Annotated in this window: 19 protein-coding genes, 1 tRNA gene and 1 other RNA gene; 8 read left to right on the forward strand and 13 right to left on the reverse strand. The window is 71.6% G+C overall.

What is annotated here, in order from left to right:
- Window positions 1–362, reverse strand: a 362-nt coding sequence (locus VFJ21_03910) for a M20/M25/M40 family metallo-hydrolase (GenBank protein HET7406267.1), incomplete at its 3' end; no start/stop codon positions are given.
- A gap of 9 nt (window positions 363–371) precedes the next feature.
- Window positions 372–1,268 (reverse strand): TIGR03564 family F420-dependent LLM class oxidoreductase, encoded by an 897-nt coding sequence (locus VFJ21_03915; GenBank protein ID HET7406268.1) that lies wholly within the window; start codon window positions 1,266–1,268, stop codon window positions 372–374.
- A gap of 24 nt (window positions 1,269–1,292) precedes the next feature.
- Between VFJ21_03915 and VFJ21_03920 the strand changes: the two genes are divergently transcribed.
- Window positions 1,293–3,059 carry a prolyl oligopeptidase family serine peptidase gene (locus VFJ21_03920; GenBank protein ID HET7406269.1) on the forward strand — a complete coding sequence of 589 codons (1,767 nt, stop codon included), beginning with the start codon at window positions 1,293–1,295 and terminating at the stop codon, window positions 3,057–3,059.
- A gap of 58 nt (window positions 3,060–3,117) precedes the next feature.
- Here VFJ21_03920 and VFJ21_03925 read toward each other — a convergent pair whose 3' ends face one another.
- Both VFJ21_03925 and VFJ21_03930 read right to left on the reverse strand, forming a co-directional pair.
- Window positions 3,118–4,176, reverse strand: coding sequence for an aspartate-semialdehyde dehydrogenase (locus VFJ21_03925; GenBank protein HET7406270.1), 1,059 nt, complete (start codon window positions 4,174–4,176; stop codon window positions 3,118–3,120).
- Window positions 4,173–5,438 carry an aspartate kinase gene (locus VFJ21_03930; GenBank protein HET7406271.1) on the reverse strand — a complete coding sequence of 422 codons (1,266 nt, stop codon included), beginning with the start codon at window positions 5,436–5,438 and terminating at the stop codon, window positions 4,173–4,175. The genes VFJ21_03925 and VFJ21_03930 overlap by 4 nt, the downstream gene beginning before the upstream one ends.
- Before the next feature lie 74 nt (window positions 5,439–5,512).
- Here VFJ21_03930 and VFJ21_03935 point away from each other — a divergent pair, with 74 nt between their 5' ends.
- Window positions 5,513–6,271, forward strand: a complete 759-nt coding sequence (locus tag VFJ21_03935) for a hypothetical protein (protein HET7406272.1) — start codon at window positions 5,513–5,515, stop codon at window positions 6,269–6,271.
- 33 nt (window positions 6,272–6,304) lie between these two features.
- Here VFJ21_03935 and recR read toward each other — a convergent pair whose 3' ends face one another.
- From recR to ffs, 4 genes are all read right to left on the reverse strand, one after another.
- Window positions 6,305–6,907, reverse strand: a complete 603-nt coding sequence (gene recR / locus VFJ21_03940; protein ID HET7406273.1) for a recombination mediator RecR — start codon at window positions 6,905–6,907, stop codon at window positions 6,305–6,307.
- Window positions 6,908–6,915: 8 nt separating this feature from the next.
- The gene (locus VFJ21_03945) at window positions 6,916–7,239 is read right to left on the reverse strand and encodes a YbaB/EbfC family nucleoid-associated protein (GenBank protein HET7406274.1); all 324 of its coding nucleotides are present in this window, start codon (window positions 7,237–7,239) and stop codon (window positions 6,916–6,918) included.
- A gap of 41 nt (window positions 7,240–7,280) precedes the next feature.
- Window positions 7,281–9,023, reverse strand: coding sequence for a DNA polymerase III subunit gamma and tau (locus VFJ21_03950; protein ID HET7406275.1), 1,743 nt, complete (start codon window positions 9,021–9,023; stop codon window positions 7,281–7,283).
- Window positions 9,024–9,044: 21 nt separating this feature from the next.
- Window positions 9,045–9,141: signal recognition particle sRNA small type (gene ffs, locus VFJ21_03955), an RNA gene on the reverse strand.
- 38 nt (window positions 9,142–9,179) lie between these two features.
- Here ffs and rfbA point away from each other — a divergent pair.
- Both rfbA and VFJ21_03965 read left to right on the forward strand, forming a co-directional pair.
- Window positions 9,180–10,055 (forward strand): glucose-1-phosphate thymidylyltransferase RfbA, encoded by an 876-nt coding sequence (gene rfbA / locus VFJ21_03960; protein ID HET7406276.1) that lies wholly within the window; start codon window positions 9,180–9,182, stop codon window positions 10,053–10,055.
- 30 nt (window positions 10,056–10,085) lie between these two features.
- A tRNA-Ser gene (locus tag VFJ21_03965) sits at window positions 10,086–10,174 on the forward strand.
- A 37-nt stretch (window positions 10,175–10,211) separates the two neighbouring features.
- Here the strand turns inward: VFJ21_03965 and VFJ21_03970 are convergent.
- The 4 genes from VFJ21_03970 to VFJ21_03985 form a co-directional block, all read right to left on the reverse strand.
- Window positions 10,212–11,396 (reverse strand): SpoIIE family protein phosphatase, encoded by a 1,185-nt coding sequence (locus VFJ21_03970; GenBank protein ID HET7406277.1) that lies wholly within the window; start codon window positions 11,394–11,396, stop codon window positions 10,212–10,214.
- Window positions 11,393–12,205 carry an alpha/beta hydrolase gene (locus VFJ21_03975; GenBank protein HET7406278.1) on the reverse strand — a complete coding sequence of 271 codons (813 nt, stop codon included), beginning with the start codon at window positions 12,203–12,205 and terminating at the stop codon, window positions 11,393–11,395. Before VFJ21_03975 ends, VFJ21_03970 begins: the two co-directional genes overlap by 4 nt.
- Window positions 12,206–12,316: 111 nt before the next feature.
- Window positions 12,317–13,531 (reverse strand): hypothetical protein, encoded by a 1,215-nt coding sequence (locus VFJ21_03980; protein HET7406279.1) that lies wholly within the window; start codon window positions 13,529–13,531, stop codon window positions 12,317–12,319.
- Window positions 13,532–13,759: 228 nt separating this feature from the next.
- Complete coding sequence (locus VFJ21_03985; protein ID HET7406280.1) at window positions 13,760–14,509, reverse strand: nitroreductase family protein; 750 nt, start codon at window positions 14,507–14,509, stop codon at window positions 13,760–13,762.
- A 62-nt stretch (window positions 14,510–14,571) separates the two neighbouring features.
- Here VFJ21_03985 and gdhA point away from each other — a divergent pair, with 62 nt between their 5' ends.
- Complete coding sequence (gene gdhA / locus VFJ21_03990; GenBank protein HET7406281.1) at window positions 14,572–15,918, forward strand: NADP-specific glutamate dehydrogenase; 1,347 nt, start codon at window positions 14,572–14,574, stop codon at window positions 15,916–15,918.
- A 9-nt stretch (window positions 15,919–15,927) separates the two neighbouring features.
- Here the strand turns inward: gdhA and VFJ21_03995 are convergent, their stop codons facing one another.
- A complete protein-coding gene (locus VFJ21_03995) occupies window positions 15,928–16,905 on the reverse strand; it encodes a VOC family protein (protein HET7406282.1) in 978 nt (325 codons plus the stop codon).
- Between the two features lie 9 nt (window positions 16,906–16,914).
- On the opposite strand from VFJ21_03995, the gene VFJ21_04000 reads away from it, so the two are divergent.
- The 3 genes from VFJ21_04000 to VFJ21_04010 all read left to right on the forward strand — a co-directional run bounded on the left by VFJ21_04000 (window position 16,915) and on the right by VFJ21_04010 (window position 20,820).
- Window positions 16,915–18,120: an acyl-CoA dehydrogenase family protein gene (locus tag VFJ21_04000; protein HET7406283.1), complete on the forward strand. Its 1,206-nt coding sequence runs from the start codon at window positions 16,915–16,917 to the stop codon at window positions 18,118–18,120.
- Between the two features lie 9 nt (window positions 18,121–18,129).
- Window positions 18,130–19,275, forward strand: coding sequence for an acyl-CoA dehydrogenase family protein (locus VFJ21_04005; GenBank protein HET7406284.1), 1,146 nt, complete (start codon window positions 18,130–18,132; stop codon window positions 19,273–19,275).
- Window positions 19,276–19,473: 198 nt separating this feature from the next.
- Window positions 19,474–20,820, forward strand: coding sequence for an ISL3 family transposase (locus tag VFJ21_04010; GenBank protein HET7406285.1), 1,347 nt, complete (start codon window positions 19,474–19,476; stop codon window positions 20,818–20,820).
- The last annotated feature ends 23 nt before the right edge of the window (window positions 20,821–20,843 follow it).

Here is a 20,843-nt window from a genome sequence, read left to right on the forward strand (position 1 = left end):
ACGGCCATCGACGAGGTGAGGTTGAGCATGTCCACCGCGCCGCGGCCCCACACCTCACCGTCGACGAGCTCGCCGCCGAACGGGTCGCGGGACCACCCCTCCTCGTTGACCGGCACGACGTCGGTGTGGCCCATCAGGCACAGCGAGGGCGCCGACGGGTCCGAGCCCTCGATGCGCGCGACCAGCGACCGGCGTCCCGGCGTCGGCTCGAACGACTGCAGGCCGACAACGCCTTCGAGGTACGACGTGAGCACACCGGCACTGCGGTCCTCGTGGCCGGACTCGGCGCTGCCGTCGTTGACGCAGGCGTTGCGGATCAGCTGCTGCAGCAGCTCGACGGTGTCGCCGGTGCGGTCGGCCATGACGATCGCTCAGACCAGCGAGCGCAGCACCTCGCGGGTGCGCGCCATGTCGTCGCGCTCGCCGAACAGCGCCGCGTCGAAGTCGGTCACGCCGATGTCGGCGAAGCCCCGGATGCGTGCGGCGACCGCGTCCTCGTCTCCGATGATCGCAACGTCCTCGGGTCCGGCGGCACCTTCGCGGTCGAGCATCGCCCGGTAGGACGGCAGCTGCCCGTAGACCTTGAACACCTTGGCCGCCTGCTCGCGCGCGGCGCCGGCATCGGCGGTCACGCACACGGGGAGCGCCATGACGACCCGGGGAGCGGGCCGCCCCGCCTCGGCCGCGGCGGTGCTGATCGTGGGTACGACGTGGCGCTCGATCGTCTCCGGACCGGTCATCCACGTGGCGGTGCCGTCGGCGAGCCGGCCGGTGATCGACAGCATCCGCGGGCCGAGCGCCGCGACGATGACCGACGGCGGAGTCTCGTAGGCCCGCTCCAGCTGCGCGTGCACCCGGAAGAAGTCGCCGGAGAACGACACCGCACCCTCGCGGAGCAGCGGCACGAGGACCGAGAGGTACTCCTCCATGAACGACGCGGGCCGCTCCCACGGCAGGCCGAGCATGTCGGCGATCACGACCTGGTGCGACAGCCCGATGCCCAGAGCCAGCCGGCCGCCGCAGGCCTCGTGGACGCTCGCGGCCTGCTGCGCCATCGCGAACGGGTGGCGCGGCTGGGCCGGCACGACGGCGGTGCCGACCTCGATGCGGCCGGAGGTCTCGCGGCCGGCAATCGCGCAGGCGGTCAGCGCGTCGAGACCGAAGATGTTGGAGAACCACGCGTGGGCGAAGCCGTCGTCTGCCGCGCGGCCCACCTGGCGCACCGCGTCGTCGACCGTCCGCCCGCCTACACCGATGCCGATACGCATGCGGCGGACCCTACGCTGCGAGAGATGGCTGAGACTTGGGAGGCGCGTTTCCGCGCGCCCCGCTGGCGGCTGCCGGCCTGGGCCGCGCACCGCCCCGGGCGCTGCGTCGTCAACGGCAGCGCCGGCGGGGTGTGGGAGATCTACGCCTGGGACGCCGACACGGGCGCCGCCCCCCGCCGGGTGACCAGCCGGCCCAACGGCACCCGAGGGATGGCGATCACCCCGGACGGCGAGGACGTGTGGTGGTTCGCCGACCGCGACGGCGACGAGTTCGGCATCTGGATGCAGCAGCCGTTCGACGGCGGACCCGACCGGCCGGCGGCCGCGCTCGACCCGGCCTACCCCGCCGGGCTCGTCCTCGGCCGCAGCCTCGCCCTGGTCGGCCGCAGCACCGACGAGGGCACCACGATCCACGTCGTCCCGAAGGATGGCGGCGAGCCGCGGGTGCTCTACGGCAGCGCGCACGACGCCCACGTGGCGGCGCTGTCCGACGACGAGTCGCTCGCCGTCATCGCGCACAGCGAGCACGGCGACTCCCGGCACATGGCCCTGCGGGTGCTGCGGCTGGACGGCTCGCCGGTCGCGGACCTGTGGGACGGGCCGGGCAAGGGCCTGTCGGCGGCCGGGTTTCCCACGCGCAGAGGCGACTCGAGGCTGCTCGTGGGCCACGAACGGCGGGGCCGCGAGGAGCTGCTCGTCTGGGACCCGCTCACCGGCGAGGTCACCGAGCTCGCGATCGACCTGCCGGGCGAGCTGGCCGGTGAGTGGTACGCCGACGGCTCGGCGGTCCTCGTCCACCGGGAGCACCAGGGCCGGGCCGACCTGCACCGCTACGACGTCGCAACCGGCACGGTCGAACCGCTCGCGACCCCGCGCGGGCTGGTCGCCGGGGCCACTCCGCGGCCCGACGGCTCGGTGTGGTTCGCCTGGTCCTCGGCCGCGCAGCGTCCGCAGATCCTGGACCTCGCCGGCCGCGAGGTGCTCGCCCCGCCGGGCCCGCTACCGCCTCCGTCGGTCGACGTGGAGGACGTCTTCGTCGAGCGGCCCTACGGCACGGTGCACGCGCTGCTGTCCAGGCCGCCCGGCTCCGCGCCGTACGCCGGGGTCTTCGTCGTCCACGGCGGCCCGACGGACAACGACGCCGACACCTGGCGCCCCGACGTCGCGTCGCACGTGGATGACGGCTACGCGGTGGTGCAGGTCAACTACCGAGGCTCGACGGGCTACGGCTCGGCCTGGCGCGACGCGATCGAAGCCTCACCCGGGCTCACCGAGCTCGAGGACATCCGCGCGGTGCGCGAGCATCTCGTCGCGGCCGGGGTGCTGCGCGACGACGCCGTGGCCCTTGTCGGGGCGTCCTGGGGCGGCTACCTCACCCTGCTCGGCCTCGGGACCCAGCCCGACGCGTGGGCGGCGGGGGTCGCCGAGGTGCCGGTGGCCGACTACGTCGCGGCCTACGAGGACGAGATGGAGCCGCTGCGTGCCTTCGACCGCTCGCTGTTCGGCGGGTCACCGGAGGAGGTGCCGGACCGCTACCGGGCCGCGAGCCCGATCACCTACGTCGGCGACGTCCGCGCGCCGGTGCTCGTCGTGGCCGGGGCCAACGACCCGCGCTGCCCGATCCGGCAGATCGACAACTACCTGGCCGCGTTGGAGCGGCGCGGCGCGGCGCACGAGGTCTACCGCTACGACGCGGGCCACGGGTCGCTGGTCGTCGAGGAGCAGATCCGCCAGCAGGCGGCCGCTCTCGACTTCATCCGCCGGCACATGCCGGCCGCCGACTCCCCGTGATCACCACCGACCCGCGACGCTAGAACGTCGTCAGACGGCGATGCCCTCGAGGCGCCGGTCAGGAGGTGAGCTCGGCCGCCAGCAGCTCGGCGATCTGTGCGGTGTTGAGCGCCGCGCCCTTGCGCAGGTTGTCGCCGCACAGGAACAGGTCGAGCGAGAAGGGGTCGTCGAGCGACTTGCGCACCCGGCCCACCCAGGTCGGGTCGGTGCCGACCACGTCGACCGGCGTGGGGAACTCCCCCTCCGCCGGGTCGTCGCAGAGCACGACGCTCGCCGCATCGCGCAGCACCGCCTGGGCGTGCGACGCGGTCACCTCGCTCGCGAACGTCGCGTGCACCGCGAGCGCGTGCGTCGTCACCACCGGCACCCGCACGCAGGTCGCCGAGACCCGCAGGTCGGGCAGCCCCAGGATCTTGCGCGACTCGTTGCGGACCTTGAGCTCCTCCGAGGTCCAGCCGTCGTCCTTGAGCGAGCCCGCCCAGGGGATGACGTTGAGGGCCAGCGGCGCGGGGAACGGGCCGAGGTCGTCACCGACCACGCGGCGTACGTCGCCGGGCCGGGTGCCCAGGTCGCGCGCGCCCGCGACCTTCTCGATCTGGTCGTAGAGCGTGTCGACGCCGGCCTGGCCCGCACCGGAGGCCGCCTGGTAGGACGCGACCACGAGCTCGGTCAGGCCGTACTCCCGGTGCAGGGCGCCCACCGCGACGATCATCGAGAGCGTCGTGCAGTTGGGGTTCGCGATGATGCCCCGTGGCCGGTTGCGCGCAGCAGCGGCGTTGACCTCGGGCACCACGAGCGGCACGTCGGGATCCATCCGGAACGCGCCGGAGTTGTCGACCGCGACCGCGCCGCGCTCGGCCGCCACCGGGCACCACTGGGCCGAGACCTCGTCGGGCACGTCGAACATCGCGACATCGACACCGTCGAACACCTCGGGAGCGAGCGCCTGCACGATGACGTCCTCGCCACGGACGTGCAGCACCCGGCCGGCCGACCGCGCCGACGCGACGAGGCGGATCTCGCCCCACACGTCGTCACGGGTCGTCAGCAGGTCGAGCATCACGCTGCCCACGGCACCGGTCGCCCCGACGACGGCAAGAGTCGGCTTGCGGCTCACCGGCCGCTCCCCGCGTAGACGGTGGCGACCTCGTCGCCGCCGAGCCGGAACGCGTCGTGCAGTGCGTTGACGGCCGACGGCACGTCGGTGTCGCGGCAGACCACGGAGATACGGATCTCCGAGGTGGAGATGATCTCGACGTTGACGCCGGCGTCGGCGAGCGCACCGAAGAACGCCGCCGAGACGCCGGGATGCGACTTCATGCCGGCGCCCACGAGCGTGACCTTGCCGACGTGGTCGTCGTAGAGCGTCGACTCGAAGCCGACCTCGGGCTTGATGCGCTCGAGGGTCGCCAGTGCGGTCTGCCCGTCGGACTTCGGCAGCGTGAACGAGATGTCGGTGCGGCCGGTCACCGTCGAGGACACGTTCTGGACGATCATGTCGATGTTGATCTCGGAGAGGGCCAGCGCCCGGAAGATCGTGGCGGCCTCGCCCGGCTTGTCGGGCACCCCGACGACCGTGACCTTGGCCTCGCTGACGTCGTGGGCGACTCCGGAGATGATCGCCTGCTCCACCTGTTCCTCCTCGGGCACTGCCGTGACCAGCGTGCCCTCGCGGTTGGTAAACGATGACCGAACGTGGATCGGCATCTGGTGCCGGCGGGCGTACTCCACGCACCGCAGCATCAGCACCTTCGCCCCGCACGCGGCCATCTCGAGCATCTCCTCGTAGGAGATCCGGTCGAGTCGCCGTGCGCGCGGCACGATCCGCGGGTCGGCCGTGTAGACGCCGTCGACGTCGGTGTAGATCTCGCAGACCTCGGCGTCGAGGGCCGCGGCCAGCGCGACCGCCGTGGTGTCGGAGCCGCCGCGGCCGAGCGTGGTGATGTCCTTCGTGTCCTGGCTGACGCCCTGGAAGCCGGCGACGATCGCGATGTAGCCGGCCTCGATCGCCTGGCTGATCCGGCCCGGTGTGACGTCGATGATCCTGGCCTTGCCGTGCACCGAGTCAGTGATCACGCCTGCCTGGGAGCCGGTGAACGACCGCGCCTCGAAGCCCAGGTTGGCGATCGCCATCGCGAGCAGGGCCATCGATATCCGCTCGCCGGAGGTGAGCAGCATGTCGAGCTCGCGAGGAGGCGGCAGCGGCGAGACCTGCTGGGCCAGGTCGAGCAGCTCGTCGGTGGTGTCACCCATCGCCGAGACGACCACGACCACGTCGTTGCCGGCCCGTTTCGCGGCGGCGATGCGCTCGGCGACCCGCTTGATCTTCTCGGCATCGGCGACGGAGGAGCCGCCGTACTTCTGTACGACGAGGGACACGGAACAACAACTCCCCGAGGGCCGGATTCGCCGACCAGTCTACGCTGCGGCCGGGCCGGGGAAGGGACCGATAAATGCGCGTAGCGGTCATCACGGCGGCAGCGGGTGCGCTCCTGCTCGCCGGGTGCGGGGGCTCGTCGGGGGGCACGACCGCCGGCCACTCGCCCACGCCGGACGCCTCCGCGCAGCTCGCCGCCCTCGCCCAGCGGGGCACGACCGCCGACTACACGGCCACCTACCGGCTGCAGCCGTCGACCGGTACGACGCCCGGCACGGTGACGGTCTACCGCCTCGGCACCTCCCTGCGGCTCGACGTGACCTCGGGCGCCAACACCGCGGTGCTCGTCGAGAACAGCCACGGCCGCTTCTCCTGCCGGCTGGCCGCGGCGAGCAAGGTCTGCTTCAAGGTCGCGGCCGCCGGCGCGCCCCTGCCGCCGGAGTTCGACCCCGGGCTGCAGCGCGTGTTCACCGGCTACCTCACCGACCTCGCGGCGCACGCCTCCGGCTACGGCGTACGCCGATCCGGCGGGACCCCATCGGGCGACGGCGTGCCGGCCGGCACGTGCTTCGTGGTCACCGCCGGCAGCACCACGACCCCGTCCCCCGCCCCGTCGGCGAGCGGGACGGCCGGGCCCGCGGCGAGTGCCTCGGCCAGCGCGGCGGCCCAGCAGGTCACGTCGGGCACCTACTGCCTGACCCAGGCCGGCGTCGTGACCAAGGTCCACTACGAGGGCGGGTCGCTCGACCTGACGACGCTCGGGCCAGCCCCGGCGGTCGCCAAGCTGCAACCACCGGTCAGCCCTACACCGCTGCCGAGCGCCCCGACCGGCTGAGACCGGCTCACCTACTGACCTGCGGCGCCGCGATCAGACGTCGAGCAGCCGGCGGCCCTCGAAGGCGCGACCGAGCGTGACCTCGTCGGCGTACTCCAGGTCGCCGCCGACCGGCAGCCCGCTCGCCAGCCTCGTGACCCGCAGGCCCAGCGGCGCGAGCACGCCCCGGGCGAGGAACGTCGCGGTCGCCTCGCCCTCGAGGTTGGGGTCGGTGGCGATGATCACCTCGGTGACCGTGCCGTCGGCCAGCCGGGCCAGCAGCTCGCGGATGCGCAGGTCGTCGGGCCCGACCCCGTCGATGGGGCTGATCGCGCCGCCGAGCACGTGGTAGCGGCCGCGGAACTCGCGGGTGCGCTCGATCGCGACGACGTCCTTGGGCTCCTCGACCACGCAGATGACGGAGGGGTCGCGGCGCGGATCACGGCAGATGCGGCACTCGTCGGACTCGGCGACGTTGCCGCAGATCCGGCAGAAGTGCACCTTGTCCTTGACCTCGACGAGGGCGGCGACGAGCCGCTGCACGTCGGTGCGGTCGGCGGCCAGCAGGTGGAACGCGATGCGCTGCGCGCTCTTCGGGCCGACCCCGGGGAGCCGGCCGAGCTCGTCGATGAGGTCCTGGACCGGTCCTTCGTACATGGACCCGGTCACACCCCCGGCAGGCCGAGCCCGCCCATGCCGCCGGCGAGCGGGCCCATCGCCTTCTCGGCGAGCTCGGTGGCCTGGCGGCCGGCGTCGCGGATCGCCGCCACCACGAGGTCCTGCAAGGTCTCGACGTCGTCGGGGTCGACGACCTTCGGGTCGATGACCAGCGACACGACCTCGCCGGTGCCGGTCACGGTGGCCCGCACCAGGCCGCCGCCCGCATGCCCCTCGACCTGCGCGTCGGCCAGCTGTTGCTGCGCCTGCACGAGCTGCTGCTGCATCTGCTGCGCCTGCGCGAGCAGCGCCTGCATGTCCGGCTGGCCCATCAGGGTCCCCTGTCGTCGACGTCCGGCTCAGCGTACGTCGGTCAGGCGCTGTCGATCTCATCGATGACGGTCGCGCCGAGCCGCTGCTCGAGCAGGGCCATCGGGTCGGCGGAGCCGCTGTCGCCGTCGGGGGTGCCCGCGTCGTCGGGCTCCTCCTCCGGCCGGTCCTGCAAGGCGGCCGGCTCCCCGTCGCCGCCGCGCACGATCGTCACGACCTTGCCCTCGAGCCCGAGCACGTCGCGCAGCGCGTCGCCGAGCACGTCGGCGTTGATGCCGGTGTCGAACTGCCGCTTGATCGCCGGGTGCTGGAACTCCAACGTCACTCCGCCCGCATCGGCCGCGACGACCTGGGCGTCGAGCAGCATCGCCTGGGTGGCGCGCTTGCGGCCCTTGACGCGCTCGAGGACGTCGGGCCAGACCCGGCGTACGCCGGCCGCGTCGATCCCTCCGCCCGCATCGGCTGCGGCAGGCGGCGGGGCGGCGGGCGACGCAGCCGCGGGCGCGGGGGCAGGCGACGTGACCGTCGGCGGCTGCGGCGGGCGCTGGGCCTCGACCGGCCGCGACGGCGGCTCGGCCACGGGTCTCGGGGTTGCCATGGCCTCCGCGGGGGGCGCGGTGGCCGGTGCGCCGATCGCGGCCCGGCGCTCCAGCCGCTCCAGCCGGGCGAGCAACGACTCGGTGTCGCCGGCGGCACCCGGCAGCAGCACCCGCGCGCACATGAGCTCCAGCGCCAGGCGCGGCGTCGTGGTGCCCTTCATGTCGGTGAGGCCGGCGCTGAACAGGTCGGCGGCGCGGGTGAGCCCGGCCCGGCCGAACGCGCCCGCCTGGCGCCGCATCCGCTCCAGCTGGTCGGGCGGTGCCCCCAGGAGTCCGGTGTCGCCCGCGTCCGGCACGGCGTCGAGCACCAGCAGGTCGCGCAGGCGCTCGAGCACGTCGGCAGCGAACCGACGCGGGTCGTGGCCCGACTCGACCACACGGTCGACGATACGGAAGACCGCCGCGCCGTCACCGGCCGCGAACGCTTCGACGACCTCGTCCAGGAGCGCCTGGTCGGTGTAGCCGAGCAGCGAGACGGCGGCGTCGTACACCACTCCCTCCGGACCGGCACCGGCGATCAGCTGGTCGAGCACGGACATCGCGTCACGCACCGAGCCGGCGCCCGCGCGCACGACGAGCGGGAGCACGAGCGGGTCGAGCTGGACCCCCTCCCGCTCGCAGACCGCGGCGAGGTGCTCGCGCAGCACGCCGGGCGGCACCAGCCGGAACGGGTAGTGAAAGGTGCGCGACCTGATCGTGCCGATGACCTTCTCCGGCTCGGTGGTCGCGAAGACGAACAGCAGGTGCGACGGCGGTTCCTCGACGATCTTCAGCAGGGCGTTCCACGCCGGGCCGCTGACCATGTGGGCCTCGTCGACGATGTAGACCTTGTAGCGGCTGCTCACCGGGGCGAAGAACGCCCGCTCGCGCAGCTCGCGCGCATCCTCGACACCGCCGTGGCTGGCGGCGTCGATCTCGATGACGTCGAGGCTGCCCGGCCCGTTGGGCGCGAGCGCGACGCACGAGTCGCACTCGCCACAGGGCTCCGGGGTGGGGCCCTTCTCGCAGTTGAGAGACCGGGCGAGGATGCGCGCGCTCGACGTCTTGCCGCAACCGCGCGGGCCGCTGAACAGGTAGGCGTGGTGCACCCGGTCGTGGCGCAGCGCCTGCTGCAGCGGCTCGGTGACGTGCTCCTGGCCGATCACCTCGGCGAACGTCGCCGGCCGGTACTTGCGGTAGAGCGCCAACGCCATGAACCGACTCCTACGACAAAGGACCCCCCGCGCACCCGCCAGAGCCCGCTTATCCTTGCTGCCTTCCGGCCCTGGGGAGGTTCACGGGATGAGCGCCGCGCGGGGGGCCGGATCCACTCTAACCGGGCCGCGGTCGCTATCGTCCCGCCAGTGAAAGGGATCATCCTGGCCGGTGGGAGCGGTACCCGGCTGCACCCGGTGACGCGTGCGGTGTCCAAACAGCTGCTGCCGGTCTTCGACAAGCCGATGGTCTACTACCCGCTCTCGGTGCTGATGCTGGCCGGCATCCGCGAGGTGCTGGTGATCTCGACTCCGGTCGACCTGCCCAACTTCGAGCGGCTGCTCGGGCCGGGCGACGACCTCGGCATCTCCCTGTCCTACGCCGTGCAGGAGGAGCCGCGCGGGCTGGCCGACGCGTTCATCGTCGGGCGGGACTTCGTCGGCGACGACAGCGTCTGCCTGGTGCTCGGCGACAACATCTTCCACGGGCACGGGCTGGCCGAGCTCCTGCAGCAGTCGGTGCGCGAGCTCGAAGGGTGCACGCTGTTCGGCTACCCGGTGCACGATCCCGAGCGCTACGGCGTCGCACTCGCCGACGAGACCGGCCGGCTGCTCTCGATCGAGGAGAAGCCGGCCCAGCCGAAGTCGAACCTCGCCGTCGTCGGCCTCTACTTCTACGACAACCGGGTGCTCGACCTCGCCGCCGCGCTCGCCCCCTCGGCCCGTGGCGAGATCGAGATCACCGACCTGAACAACCGCTACCTGGAGATGGGCGCCGCGCGGCTGGTCAACCTCGGCCGCGGCATGGCCTGGCTCGACACCGGCACGCAGGACAGCCTGCTCGAGGCGGCGCAGTACGTGCAGGTGCTGCAGCACCGGCAGGGCGTGCAGATCGCCTGCGTCGAAGAAGTCGCCTATCGCATGGGCTACATCGACCTCGACCGGCTCGAGCGGCTCGGCGCCGCGATGGGCAAGTCGTCGTACGGCGCCTACGTCACCGACCTGGCCCGCCGCGAACGCCGCTGAGTCCCAGCGCCGGCCGGTATCGTGGTCGGCGGAGGATTCGCCTAGTTGGCCTAGGGCGCACGCTTGGAAAGCGTGTTGGGGGCAACCCCTCGCGAGTTCGAATCTCGCATCCTCCGCCACTCCGGCCCGGCCAGGGGTGCCCAGCCGGCCCCCTGGTCAGGGGACGCGAACCGCGACTATGGCGATGTCGTCTCGGGCGACGCCCGCCTGGAAATGAAGGACGTCCTCGAGCAACGACGAGGAGATGTTCGCGCCGGCCCGGTGGGCGGAACCGACCCGGGCGAGCAGCCGCGCCTCACCGAAGAACTCCCCCGACGGCGTACGCGCCTCGGTGACGCCATCGGTGTAGACGACCAGCGCATCGCCGCGGGCCAGATCGATCACGGTCTCCGGCAGCTCCAGCTCGTCCATCACGCCGAGCACGGTGCCGCCGCGGCCGACGGCCTGCACCGCGCCGCCCCGCGTCACGTGCAACGGCAACGGATGCCCCGCGGAGCAAGACGACACGCGCCAATCGCCGTTGGTGCGACGGAAGCGCAGGATGCCCGCCGTGCAGAACCGGTCGGTCTCCGCCCGGTGGAGCGCGTCGTTGAGCAACGACAGCGCCCACGCGGGGGAAGGGTCCTGCGCGACGGCAGCCCGCAGCGTGTGCCTCGCCAAGGCAGTGACCACCGCAGCGTCGACGCCCTTTCCGCAGACGTCACCGATGGCGACTACCCACTCGTCGTCGGCCGCTTGGAAGATGTCGTAGAAGTCGCCACCCACCTCGCTGCCGTCACCCGCGGGCCGGTACTCCGCCGCCAGTTCCAAGCCCTCGATGCGCGGCACGTTCGGCGGGATGAGCGTCTGCTGCAGCGTGCGCGCCAAGGTCGTGGCGCGCGCCTCGGAGGCCTCGGCGCGCTCCTTTTCGCGGAGCAGCTCCTGTTCGTAGCGCCGACGATGTGAGGCGTCGAAGACCGCGGTCCGGATGACGACGGGATTGCCCGCGCTGTCGCTCTCGAGCACCGAGTTGATCAACACGGGCAGCCGACTACCGTCCGCGCAGAGCAGCTCGAGAGCGATCTCTCGCGCGCTGCCTTGCATGCGCAGCATGGGGGCGAAGTGGGTCTCGTGGTAGAGCCGGCCGCCGGCCGTCAACATCTCAGCGAACCGCTTGCGGCCGACGACGGCCTCGCGCGGATAGCCGGTGAGCGTCAGGAAGGTCTGGTTCGCCTTGATGATCGTCCCGTCGGGAGTCGTCGACAGGTAGCCGCACGGCGCCCGCTCGTAGAGCGCCTGGGCGTCGTCGTCGAGGAGAGCCTCGAAGAAGCTCTCGACGACGTCGCCGTCGCCGGTCGTCATCCTGGGACCGTCGCCGCGTCCAGGAACCGTTCGATGGCGTCCGCGCACTCTTGCGGGGCCGACAGGTGCGGGCAGTGTCCGGTCGCGTCCAGCATGACCATCGTGGCGTTCGGCATGTGGTCACGGACGTACTCGCCGACCGAGACCGGCGCGATCGCGTCGTCGGTGCACTGCAGGACCAGCGCCGGGGTGTCGACGCGGCCCAGATCCGCCCGGTTGTCGGAGAGGAACGTGACGTGCGCGAAACGGCGGGCGATGTCGGGGTCGGTGCGGCAGAAGCTGTCCTCCAGCTCCTGCGCGAGATCCAGCCGGTCCGGCCGACCCATGATCACCGGAGCGATCGCCGAGGACCAGCCGAGATAGTTGCTGTCCAGCGACGCCAGCAGCTCGTCGATGTCGTCGCGGCTGAAGCCGCCCACGTATCCGTCGTCGTCGATGTAGCGGGGTGACGGGGTCACCAAGACCAACGAGCTGAACAGCGCAGGCGCGGTCTCGGCTGCGAGAACACCGATGACGGCCGACACCGAGTGACCGACGAAGATGACGTCGTGCAGGTCGAGCGCCTCGCACAGCTCGATGATGTCTGCGGCGTAGCCGTCGAGGCTGGAGTACCGCTGCGGGTCATAAGCGCTGAGGTCGGATCCTCCGGCGCCGATGTGGTCGAAGAGCACGATGCGGTAGCGATCCTCGAACCTCGGCACGATGAACCGCCACATGTTCTGGTCGCACCCGTAGCCGTGCGCGAACAGCATGCAGGGCGCCCCCACCGGTCCAGACAGGTGCACGTTGTGCTGTTCGGGCTTCGCCATACCGCTGGAAACTACCCGGGGCGGTCGGCGATATCCGGGTCCGCGACAGTCGAGAGGCCGGCCACCGTCTTTCAGATGGCCGGCCTCTCGAGCTTCGTGGGCTGTTCGCCGTTACTGCGTACGCCGCCGCCGGCCCAGCCACAGCAGCACGGACCCGCCGAGCAGGAACAGCGCCGAGGTTGTCGCGAGGCCGATCGCGTCGGTGCCGGTGAACGGCAGTGTGCTGCCGCGGGTCACCTTCTCGCCGAGCACTTGCACTCCCGGCTCGTTGGTCGTCGGAAGTGAGACGCCGTCGACCACGGTCGGCTTCTGGTTGACCTCACCGAGGACGTCACTGCAGAAGTTGTTCGCCACCGTCGGCTCGCACCCCGGTGGAGGCGTGGTGCAGGGATTTTCCGCGGTGACGACACACCCGGGGATGACCGTGATGTCGTCGCACGGCGTCACGTTCTGACCCGCGTGGTCCGTCCCCGCCGGGCAGACGTTCGGCGGGTTGTCGCACGGCGTCACGTTCTGACCCGCGTGGTCGGTCCCCGGCGGGCAGGCGGTAGACGTGGGCGTAGTGCAGCCGGTGTGCGCCGGATTGGTCTTGCCGATGCCCTTGTTGCTGTCGCACTCGTAGCCGGCGTTGTGGTCGTTGCCGCCGGGCTTCTGGCCCTGCGGGTTCTTGTTGTCGGCTCTGCCGACGCATCCGGCACACGGCTTCCCGTAGGCGTTGCCGTTGCCGTTGCCGTTCAGGCTGGGCGTGCCGTCGCGGGTCGAGCAGTACGGACCGTTGTTCGTCCCCGTGCACTGGCCGTTGGCCCCGCCGGAGTTCTTGTCCGCCGTCGACAGCGGCTGCGGATTGTGGACGTCGCCGAACTGGCCGGTGTCGTGGGAGTTGGCGCTGCCGCTCTTCACGTCACCCGTCGAGCCCGTCTTGGTGCCGCCGGTGTAGGTCGGCGGGATCGGGTTGTCCTTGGTCGCGCCCGGGTTCGGGTAGTTCTTCGTGTTATCGGTGCTCGACGTCGTCGTCAACGACGTGAGGAGGATCCCGCCCTGGCTGCTCACCGTCGGTCCGGGGTTCTGCTTCACCTGGCCCGGCGCATTGGCGCTGTTGCCGGAGGCGTTGCTGTTGGTGGCACCGACGGCGGAGCCGGCACTGCCTTGGGCGTTCGCACCGGCGTTGGCGTTCGGGGCGCCGCCGGGGTCGGCGAAGGCCTGGCTGGGTCCGACGGCACCGAAGGCCAACGCGCCGACGAGTCCCGCTCCTACCGCAGTCTTGCGCACCCAGGTCGGTGCACGATGGAGCCACCCCGGGAACGGGATGGCGAGGCGTCCTGACATGAGGGCCCTGCCCTTCGGGGTGTGGGCACCCCCGTCGGGGACGGGTCGGTCTCGCCACTAGCTCCCCGGACGGTCTGGCGACCGAATGCCGTGTTGCCACGGCGCCGTCCGGATCTAAGCCCCCTCGTCCAAGTGGTCGTCACTGTGTGTAGTGATGGTGGGGACAGTCCGTCAAGGCGACTACGCACCGTAGTACTAGAAGGGACTACGCGCCGCCCTTCCGACGTGCTACGCGCCGTTGCTCCGGTTGCCGGAAACGCGCGACCTCGGCGGTCCGGCGGCCGCGAACCGGGTCCCTGGCGGATCGTGCGCCCACGGTGCCGAGCAGCCCCACCCGTCGTCGTACACCAGCTCGGCGACCGGCCGCCGACGCACCGGCCCGTGCCGCCCCTCCGGCCGTCCGAGGGCGATCGCACCGGCGAGCAGCACGTCGTCGGGGACGTCGAGCAGCGCGCGCAGCTGCGGCTCGACCGGCTGGTGCCAGCCGGTCAGCACCCCGCCGTAGCCGAGCGCGCGGGCCGCGAGCAGCAGGTTCTGGCAGGCCGGGTAGACCGACGCGCCCTCGGTAGACGTGGGCGGGCGGTAACGCACGAGGCAGGGCAGCACGAGGACCGGCACCGACTCGAACTCCTCGACAAAGCGGGTCATCGTCGCGGCCAGCCGCGCCTTCGGGCTGTCGGGGACGCGTGCGCTGCCCTCGTCGTAATGCTCGGCCTTGGCCTTCGCCGCCCAGACCGCGCGCGCGGCGGTGCCGATCAACGACTTCGCCTGCGCTGCTCGTTCGCCGTCGCGCAGCACCAGGAAGCGGAACGGTTGGCGGTTCGAGCCGCTCGGTGCGCGGGTCGCCGCAAACAGCATGAGCGACAGCGCCTCGTCGGGCACCGGCTCCGCTCGGAACCGGCGGATGGCGCGCGTGGTCGCGATCCCCTCGAGCAGGCCGACGGTGTCCTCGGGCAGCGAAAGCGGCGCCTCGTCCATCGGCACATCATCGCTGCAGGACCTAGCCTGGCCTTGCGGCGTACGACGTGAGGAGCATCCGCATGGCGGTCCTGGACGAGAAGCTCGAGCCGATCTACCAGGAGGTGCTGCGGCGCAACCAGGGCGAGCTGGAGTTCCACCAGGCGGTGCGCGAGGTGCTCGACAGCCTCGGCCCGGTGGTGTCGAAACGGCCGGAGTACGTGGATGCCGCGATGATCGAGCGGATCTGCGAGCCCGAGCGTCAGATCATCTTCCGGGTGCCGTGGGTCGACGACGCCGACGCGATCCGCATCAACCGCGGCTTCCGGGTGGAGTTCAACTCCGCGCTCGGCCCCTACAAGGGCGGGCTGCGGTTCCACCCGTCGGTCTACCTCGGGATCATCAAGTTCCTGGGCTTCGAGCAGATCTTCAAGAACGCGCTGACCGGCATGCCGATCGGCGGCGCCAAAGGCGGCTCCGACTTCGACCCGCACGGCCGGTCCGACCGGGAGATCATGCGGTTCTGCCAGTCGTTCATGACCGAGCTCTACCGGCACCTCGGCGAGTACACCGACGTGCCGGCGGGCGACATCGGGGTCGGCGAGCGGGAGCTCGGCTACCTGTTCGGCCAGTACAAGCGCATCACCAACCGCTTCGAGTCCGGCACGCTGACCGGCAAGGGCATCGCCTGGGGCGGCGCGCAGGTGCGCAAGGAGGCCACCGGCTACGGCACGGTGTTCTTCGTCGAGGAGATGCTGCGCACCCGCGGGGAGGACCTCGACGGCAAGCGGGTCGTCGTCTCCGGGTCGGGCAACGTCGCGATCTACGCGATCGAGAAGGTGCACCAACGGGGCGGCACGGTCGTCGCCTGCTCCGACTCCGACGGCTACGTCGTCGACGAGAAGGGCATCGACGTCGACCTGCTGAAGGAGGTCAAGGAGGTCGAGCGGGGCCGGGTGCGTGACTACGCCGAGAGGCGCGGCCACGCGCACTTCCAGGCGGGCGGCAGCATCTGGGACGTGCCGTGTGACGTGGCACTGCCCTCGGCCACCCAGAACGAGCTGACCGGCAAGGACGCCGAGCAGCTGGTGCGGGGCGGCTGCCGGGCCGTCGCGGAGGGGGCCAACATGCCGTCCACGTCGGAGGCGGTGCACGTCTTCCTCGAAGCCGGCGTGCTGTTCGGCCCCGGCAAGGCGGCCAACGCCGGCGGGGTCGCGACCAGCGCGCTGGAGATGCAGCAGAACGCCAGCCGCGACTCCTGGTCCTTCGCACACACCGAGGAGCGGCTCGCCGAGATCATGTCCGGCATCCACCAGCGCTGCGCCGAAACCGCCGAGGAGTACGGCGCTCCCGGCAACTACGTCCTCGGCGCCAACGTCGCGGGTTTCATCCGCGTTGCGGACGCCATGCTCGCCCTCGGCCTGATCTGAGACCTCTCCTCAGATCTGGCCGAGGTAGAAGCGGGTGCCCTGGTCGTCGGTGCACTCGGCGCTGATGCCGTAGGGCTGGACCTCGGGGTCGGTCGCCGTGCCGCCGGCGGCGCGCACCCGCGCGACCGCCGCGTGGATGTCGTCGACCTGGTACATCAGCACGATGGCCGGTCGCTCGTGGCCACCGGACAGGCCGGTCATCGGTGTCGGCGAGTCGACCCCCCAACCGTCCTCGACGCGGCCCGGGTGGAACGTCCAACCGAGCACCGCGCCGTAGAACGCCCGCGCCCGGGCACTGTCCGGCGTCTCCATCGTCACGTAGACCACGTCGCCCGGCGCCGATGCGGCACCGTGGGTGGTGCGCTCCGGCTGCGGCACCGCCGGCGGGGTGTTGAGCATCCACCGGTGGCCGAACGGGTCCCGCACGACGCCGATGCGCCCGTAGGGGTTGTCGCCCGGCTCCCGCTCGAGCACGGCTCCCGCGCCGACGGCCCGCGCGACGAGCGCGTCGACGTCGGGCACGTCGACGTGCAGCGTGACGGTCGCGCCGGCACCCGGCTGCGGCGCAACGACGCCGATCTCCGGGTGCGCGTCGGAGAGCATGACCCGCGCGCCGGCAACGGCGATCTCGGCGTGGCCGACCCGGCCGTCGGGCATGACGATCGGCTCACCGAGAGGGCTGGCGCCGAGCGCGCCGGCGTACCACTCCAGCGCGCGTCGAGCGTCGGCAACCGCGAGGTACGGCGTGATGCCGGCGGTCGCGGCAGGGGCAGCGGTCTGCACGGTCTGGGTGCTCACGACGACTCCCGGGGGCAGGTTGAGGGCGCGCTCGATGCGCGCGCGCAGGGCGGTGGCGAACGCCGGGTCCGGAGCGACCGGCTCCGCCGGGGCGGCCAGCGCGAGGAACGGGTCACGTAGGGATAGTCGTACGCCGAGGCCGAACTCCGATGGGTGACCACCGACGGGATGCAGCGAACGGTGGGACATCCTGGCGCCATGGACCTGAGCACCGGCCCCGAGCTGGACGCCTTCCGCCGAGAGGTCGCCGACTTCCTCGACACCGCGCCCACGGAGGCCATCCGGGAGGCCGGGCGCAAGCTGACCAGCGTCTTCTCGCCCTTCGACGAGGTCATGGCGTGGCACAAGATCCTCTACGCGAGGGGCTGGGCTGCGCCGGCTTGGCCGGTGGAGTACGGCGGCACCGGCTGGTCGGTCGAGCAGCGCTACGTCTTCGCCGAGGAGCACGCGCGTCGCCAGCTACCGCCGCTGCTGCCCAACGGCCTGAAGATGATCGGCCCGCTGCTGATCGACCTCGGCACCGACGAGCAGAAGCGCCGACACCTGCCGGGCATCCTGTCCGGCGACGACTACTGGACGCAGGGCTACTCCGAGCCCGGTGCGGGGTCGGACCTGGCGTCGCTGAGCTGCAGCGCCGTGGCCGACGGCGACGACTACATCCTCAACGGCAGCAAGATCTGGACGACGTTGGCCCATCGGGCCAACCGGATGTTCATGCTGGTGCGCACCAGCACAGAGGGCCGCAAGCAGCAGGGCATCACGTTCCTGCTGCTGGAGGACCTCGACCTGCCGGGGCTCGAGATCCGGCCGATCGTCGGGCTCGACGGCCTGCCGGAGCAGTGTGAGGTGTTCTTCGAGGACGTGCGCGTCCCCCGGTCGGGGCGGGTGGGTGCCGAGAACGAAGGATGGGCGGTCGCCAAGCACCTGCTGACCCACGAGCGCGGCGGCTCGACCTCCAGTCCGTCGCTCTACGCCTTCGTCGACACCATCCGCACAGCCGCCGCGGCGCGGACCTCGCCCTTCGGCGGCCGGCTCGCCGACGATCCGGTGTTCCAGCGCGAGCTCGGCGAGCTGGAGGCCGAGGTGGCGTCGATGGAGCACGTGGAAAAGCTTGCGGTCAGTGGCCACCCGATCGCGGCCGACCTGGCGTTCCCGTCGCTCAACAAGACGATGAGCTCGGAGCTCACGCAACGCCTGACGGCGATGATGGCGAAGGTGTCGGGACTCCAGGCGCTGCCGCTGCAGCTCGAGGCGCTGCACGTCGGCTCGGGTGCCGACCTGCTCGGCGACGACTTCGACCTGGTCGCCCTGCCGTACTACCTCAATAGCCGCGCGGCTTCCATCTACGCGGGCACCAACGAGGTGCAGCGGGACCTCATCGCCCGCACCGTCACGGCCCGCTGAGAGAGAGACGTGGACTTCACCTTCACCGACGAGCAGGCGATGCTGCGCGAGAGCGTCGCGCGCTACCTGCAGCGCCACTACACGTTCGCCGAGCGCCAGGCGTTGCTCGCGAGCGGGCGACCCTACTCGGCAGCGGTCTGGCAGCACTTCGCCGAGCTCGGCCTGCTCGCCCTGCCGTTCCCCGCAAAGTGCGGCGGCGGCGGCGGGTCGGTCGTCGACCTGGTCGCCGTCGGCGAGCCGTTCGGCGAGCACCTGCTGGTCGAGCCCTACGTGTCCTCTGTGCTGCTGGCCGGGGGCATCCTCGCCTGCGCAACAGACCACCCTGCCGCCCGGCGCTGGCTGACGAAGATCATGGCCGGCGAGGCTCTCGGTGCCCTCGCCCACGAGGAGGGCACCGGCACGCCGGACCCGTCGATGGTGGCGCTGCGCGCCAAGGCGTCTGCCCAGAGCTACCAACTCGACGGCGAGAAGCGCCTAGTCCTCGGCGCACCGGAGGCCGACATCCTCGTGGTCACCGCCCGCGTCGGCAGCGACCCCGGATCGCGCGGCGGGCTGGCCGTGCTGCTCGTGGCGCCCGACGCGCCCGGCGTACACCTCACACCGTTCCGGACCATCGACGGCCGCAGCGCGGGGCACATCGTCTTCGACTCGGTCGAGGTGGCCGCCGACGCGTGCGTGAGCACCGAGGCGTACGCCGCGCTCACCGGCGCCCTTCGCGACGCGGTCGTCGCCCTGGCCGCCGAGGCGGTAGGCGCGATGGGTGCGCTGCTGCGCCAGACCAGCGACTACGCCGCGACGCGGCACCAGTTCGGCGTCCCGATCGGCAGCTTCCAGGTGGTCGCGCACCGGCTGGCCGACATGAAGATCGCCTACACCAAGGCCCGCGCCACCCTGCTGCACACGGCGGGCCTGGTCGAGGCCGGGCGCGCGACGGCCCGCGACATCGCGGTGCTCAAGGCCCAGGTCGGCACCCTCGGCCGCAGCATCGGCGAAGCCGCCGTCCAGACCCACGGCGGTATCGGCATGACCGACGAGCTGGCCGTCGGCCACTACCTCAAGCGGCTGATCGCGATCGACGCGATGCTCGGCGACGCCGACTACCACTACCGGGTCGTCGGCGCCTCCCGGCCGGCTGGCGGTGGAGGTGGGATTTGAACTGGCACAGGCGGCTGTTTCTGGTTGTCCGCGGTTGACCCTTCGGGCGCGTTCGTGCAGGTCAGAGCCCTAATGCGGCTCTGCGTACTTGCGGTGGGGCTGGGCGTGACACGCCGGGCGTGTGGTTGCCGGGGGTGAGGGGTCGAGGTCCTCAGGATCAGGAGCGACCAAGCAACCTGCTCCGCGAGGACCTCGACGATGCCCGACCATACGGTCTGTTGTGCCCGTACGTCCGCTGACGGTTACTGCGTCAACTGCGATCTGCTGGTCGGTCTGCCCGGGGTCCGTGTCGTCGCGGTCGCCGGCGGCCGGCAGCGGTTGACCGTGACGGTGGAGTCCCCGCGGGGTCCGATGGGGTGCCCGGCGTGCGGGGTGGTCGCGGTCAGTCATGGACGCCGGACGCACGTCCTGATCGATACGCCGTGCTTCGGCCGGCCGGTGCGGCTGCACTGGCGCAAGCGGACCTGGTCGTGCCCGGAGCCGGCGTGCGCTGTCGGGACCTTCACCGAACGCGCTGAGGATGTCGCGGCGCCGCGGGCGTTGCTGTCCACGCGGGCGCGGTGGTGGGCGGTGCGTCAGCTGCGACGGGAACACGCTTCGGTGGCTGGGCTGGCTCGTCAACTCGGCACGACGTGGCGGACGGTGTGGCGATCGGTCAAGCCACTGTTGGAGATGATGGCCGACGACGAGTCTCGCTTCGGCGGGGTCAGCGTGCTCGGTGTCGATGAGCACGTGTGGCATCACGTGTCCACCAAGCCGGCCACTGACGGAGGCCGCGGACCGAAAGAGCTCACCGGAATGGTCGATCTCTCCCGTGACCGCAAGGGAAAGACCCGCGCTCGGTTGCTCGACCTGGTCCCTGGCCGCTCCGGCGCGGTCTACGCGCAGTGGCTCCGGTCGCGCAACGACGCCTTCCGCGCCGGCGTCCAGGTCGCGACCCTGGACCCGTTCCACGGCTACAAGAACGCCCTCGATGACGAGCTCGAGGACGCCATCGCCGTGCTCGACGCCTTTCACATCGTTAAGCTCGGCACCCACGCCGTCGATGAGGTCCGCCGCCGCGTCCAGCAGGAGATCCACGGCCATCGCGGCCGGTCCGGCGATCCGCTCTACGGCATCCGCAACGTGCTGCGCTGCGGAGAGGAGAAGCTCACCGACAAGCAGAAGACCCGGCTCGCCAAAGCGTTCACCGCAGATGAGCGACACGTCGAGGTAGAGGTCGCCTGGCGATGCGCGCAGCAGCTCCGCACCGCCTACAACACCGAGCGGCTCAGCGACGGCAGGAAGATCGCCGAACAGGTCCTCGCCTCGTTCCCGACCTGCCCGATCCCCGAGATCAAACGGCTCGGCAAGACATTGAAACAATGGCGCGAAGCGTTCCTGGCCTACTTCGAAACCCGGCGCGCGAGCAACGGCGGCACCGAAGCGATCAACGGACTGATCGAGCTTCATCGACGCATCGCCCGAGGCTTCCGCAACCGCGACAACTACCGGCTACGCATGCTGCTCATCGGCGGCGGGCTCAGCCACCCGAACCTGTCGTGACCCCACTACAGGTGCGAAGAGCC

This window comes from Mycobacteriales bacterium, from assembly GCA_035690485.1.
GTDB lineage: Bacteria > Actinomycetota > Actinomycetes > JAFAQI01 > DASSKL01 > DASSKL01.

Bases quoted from the DNA above. Each gene is read 5' to 3' on its own strand.
- VFJ21_03915 (HET7406268.1), bottom strand. From the start codon at position 1,268: ATGCGTATCGGCATCGGTGTAGGCGGGCGGACGGTCGACGACGCGGTG.
- VFJ21_03920 (HET7406269.1), top strand. From the start codon at position 1,293: ATGGCTGAGACTTGGGAGGCGCGTTTCCGCGCGCCCCGCTGGCGGCTG.
- VFJ21_03935 (HET7406272.1), top strand. From the start codon at position 5,513: ATGCGCGTAGCGGTCATCACGGCGGCAGCGGGTGCGCTCCTGCTCGCC.
- recR (HET7406273.1), bottom strand. From the start codon at position 6,907: ATGTACGAAGGACCGGTCCAGGACCTCATCGACGAGCTCGGCCGGCTC.
- VFJ21_03945 (HET7406274.1), bottom strand. From the start codon at position 7,239: ATGGGCCAGCCGGACATGCAGGCGCTGCTCGCGCAGGCGCAGCAGATG.
- VFJ21_03970 (HET7406277.1), bottom strand. From the start codon at position 11,396: ATGACGACCGGCGACGGCGACGTCGTCGAGAGCTTCTTCGAGGCTCTC.
- VFJ21_03975 (HET7406278.1), bottom strand. From the start codon at position 12,205: ATGGCGAAGCCCGAACAGCACAACGTGCACCTGTCTGGACCGGTGGGG.
- VFJ21_03980 (HET7406279.1), bottom strand. From the start codon at position 13,531: ATGTCAGGACGCCTCGCCATCCCGTTCCCGGGGTGGCTCCATCGTGCA.
- VFJ21_03985 (HET7406280.1), bottom strand. From the start codon at position 14,509: ATGGACGAGGCGCCGCTTTCGCTGCCCGAGGACACCGTCGGCCTGCTC.
- gdhA (HET7406281.1), top strand. From the start codon at position 14,572: ATGGCGGTCCTGGACGAGAAGCTCGAGCCGATCTACCAGGAGGTGCTG.
- VFJ21_03995 (HET7406282.1), bottom strand. From the start codon at position 16,905: ATGTCCCACCGTTCGCTGCATCCCGTCGGTGGTCACCCATCGGAGTTC.
- VFJ21_04000 (HET7406283.1), top strand. From the start codon at position 16,915: ATGGACCTGAGCACCGGCCCCGAGCTGGACGCCTTCCGCCGAGAGGTC.
- VFJ21_04010 (HET7406285.1), top strand. From the start codon at position 19,474: ATGCCCGACCATACGGTCTGTTGTGCCCGTACGTCCGCTGACGGTTAC.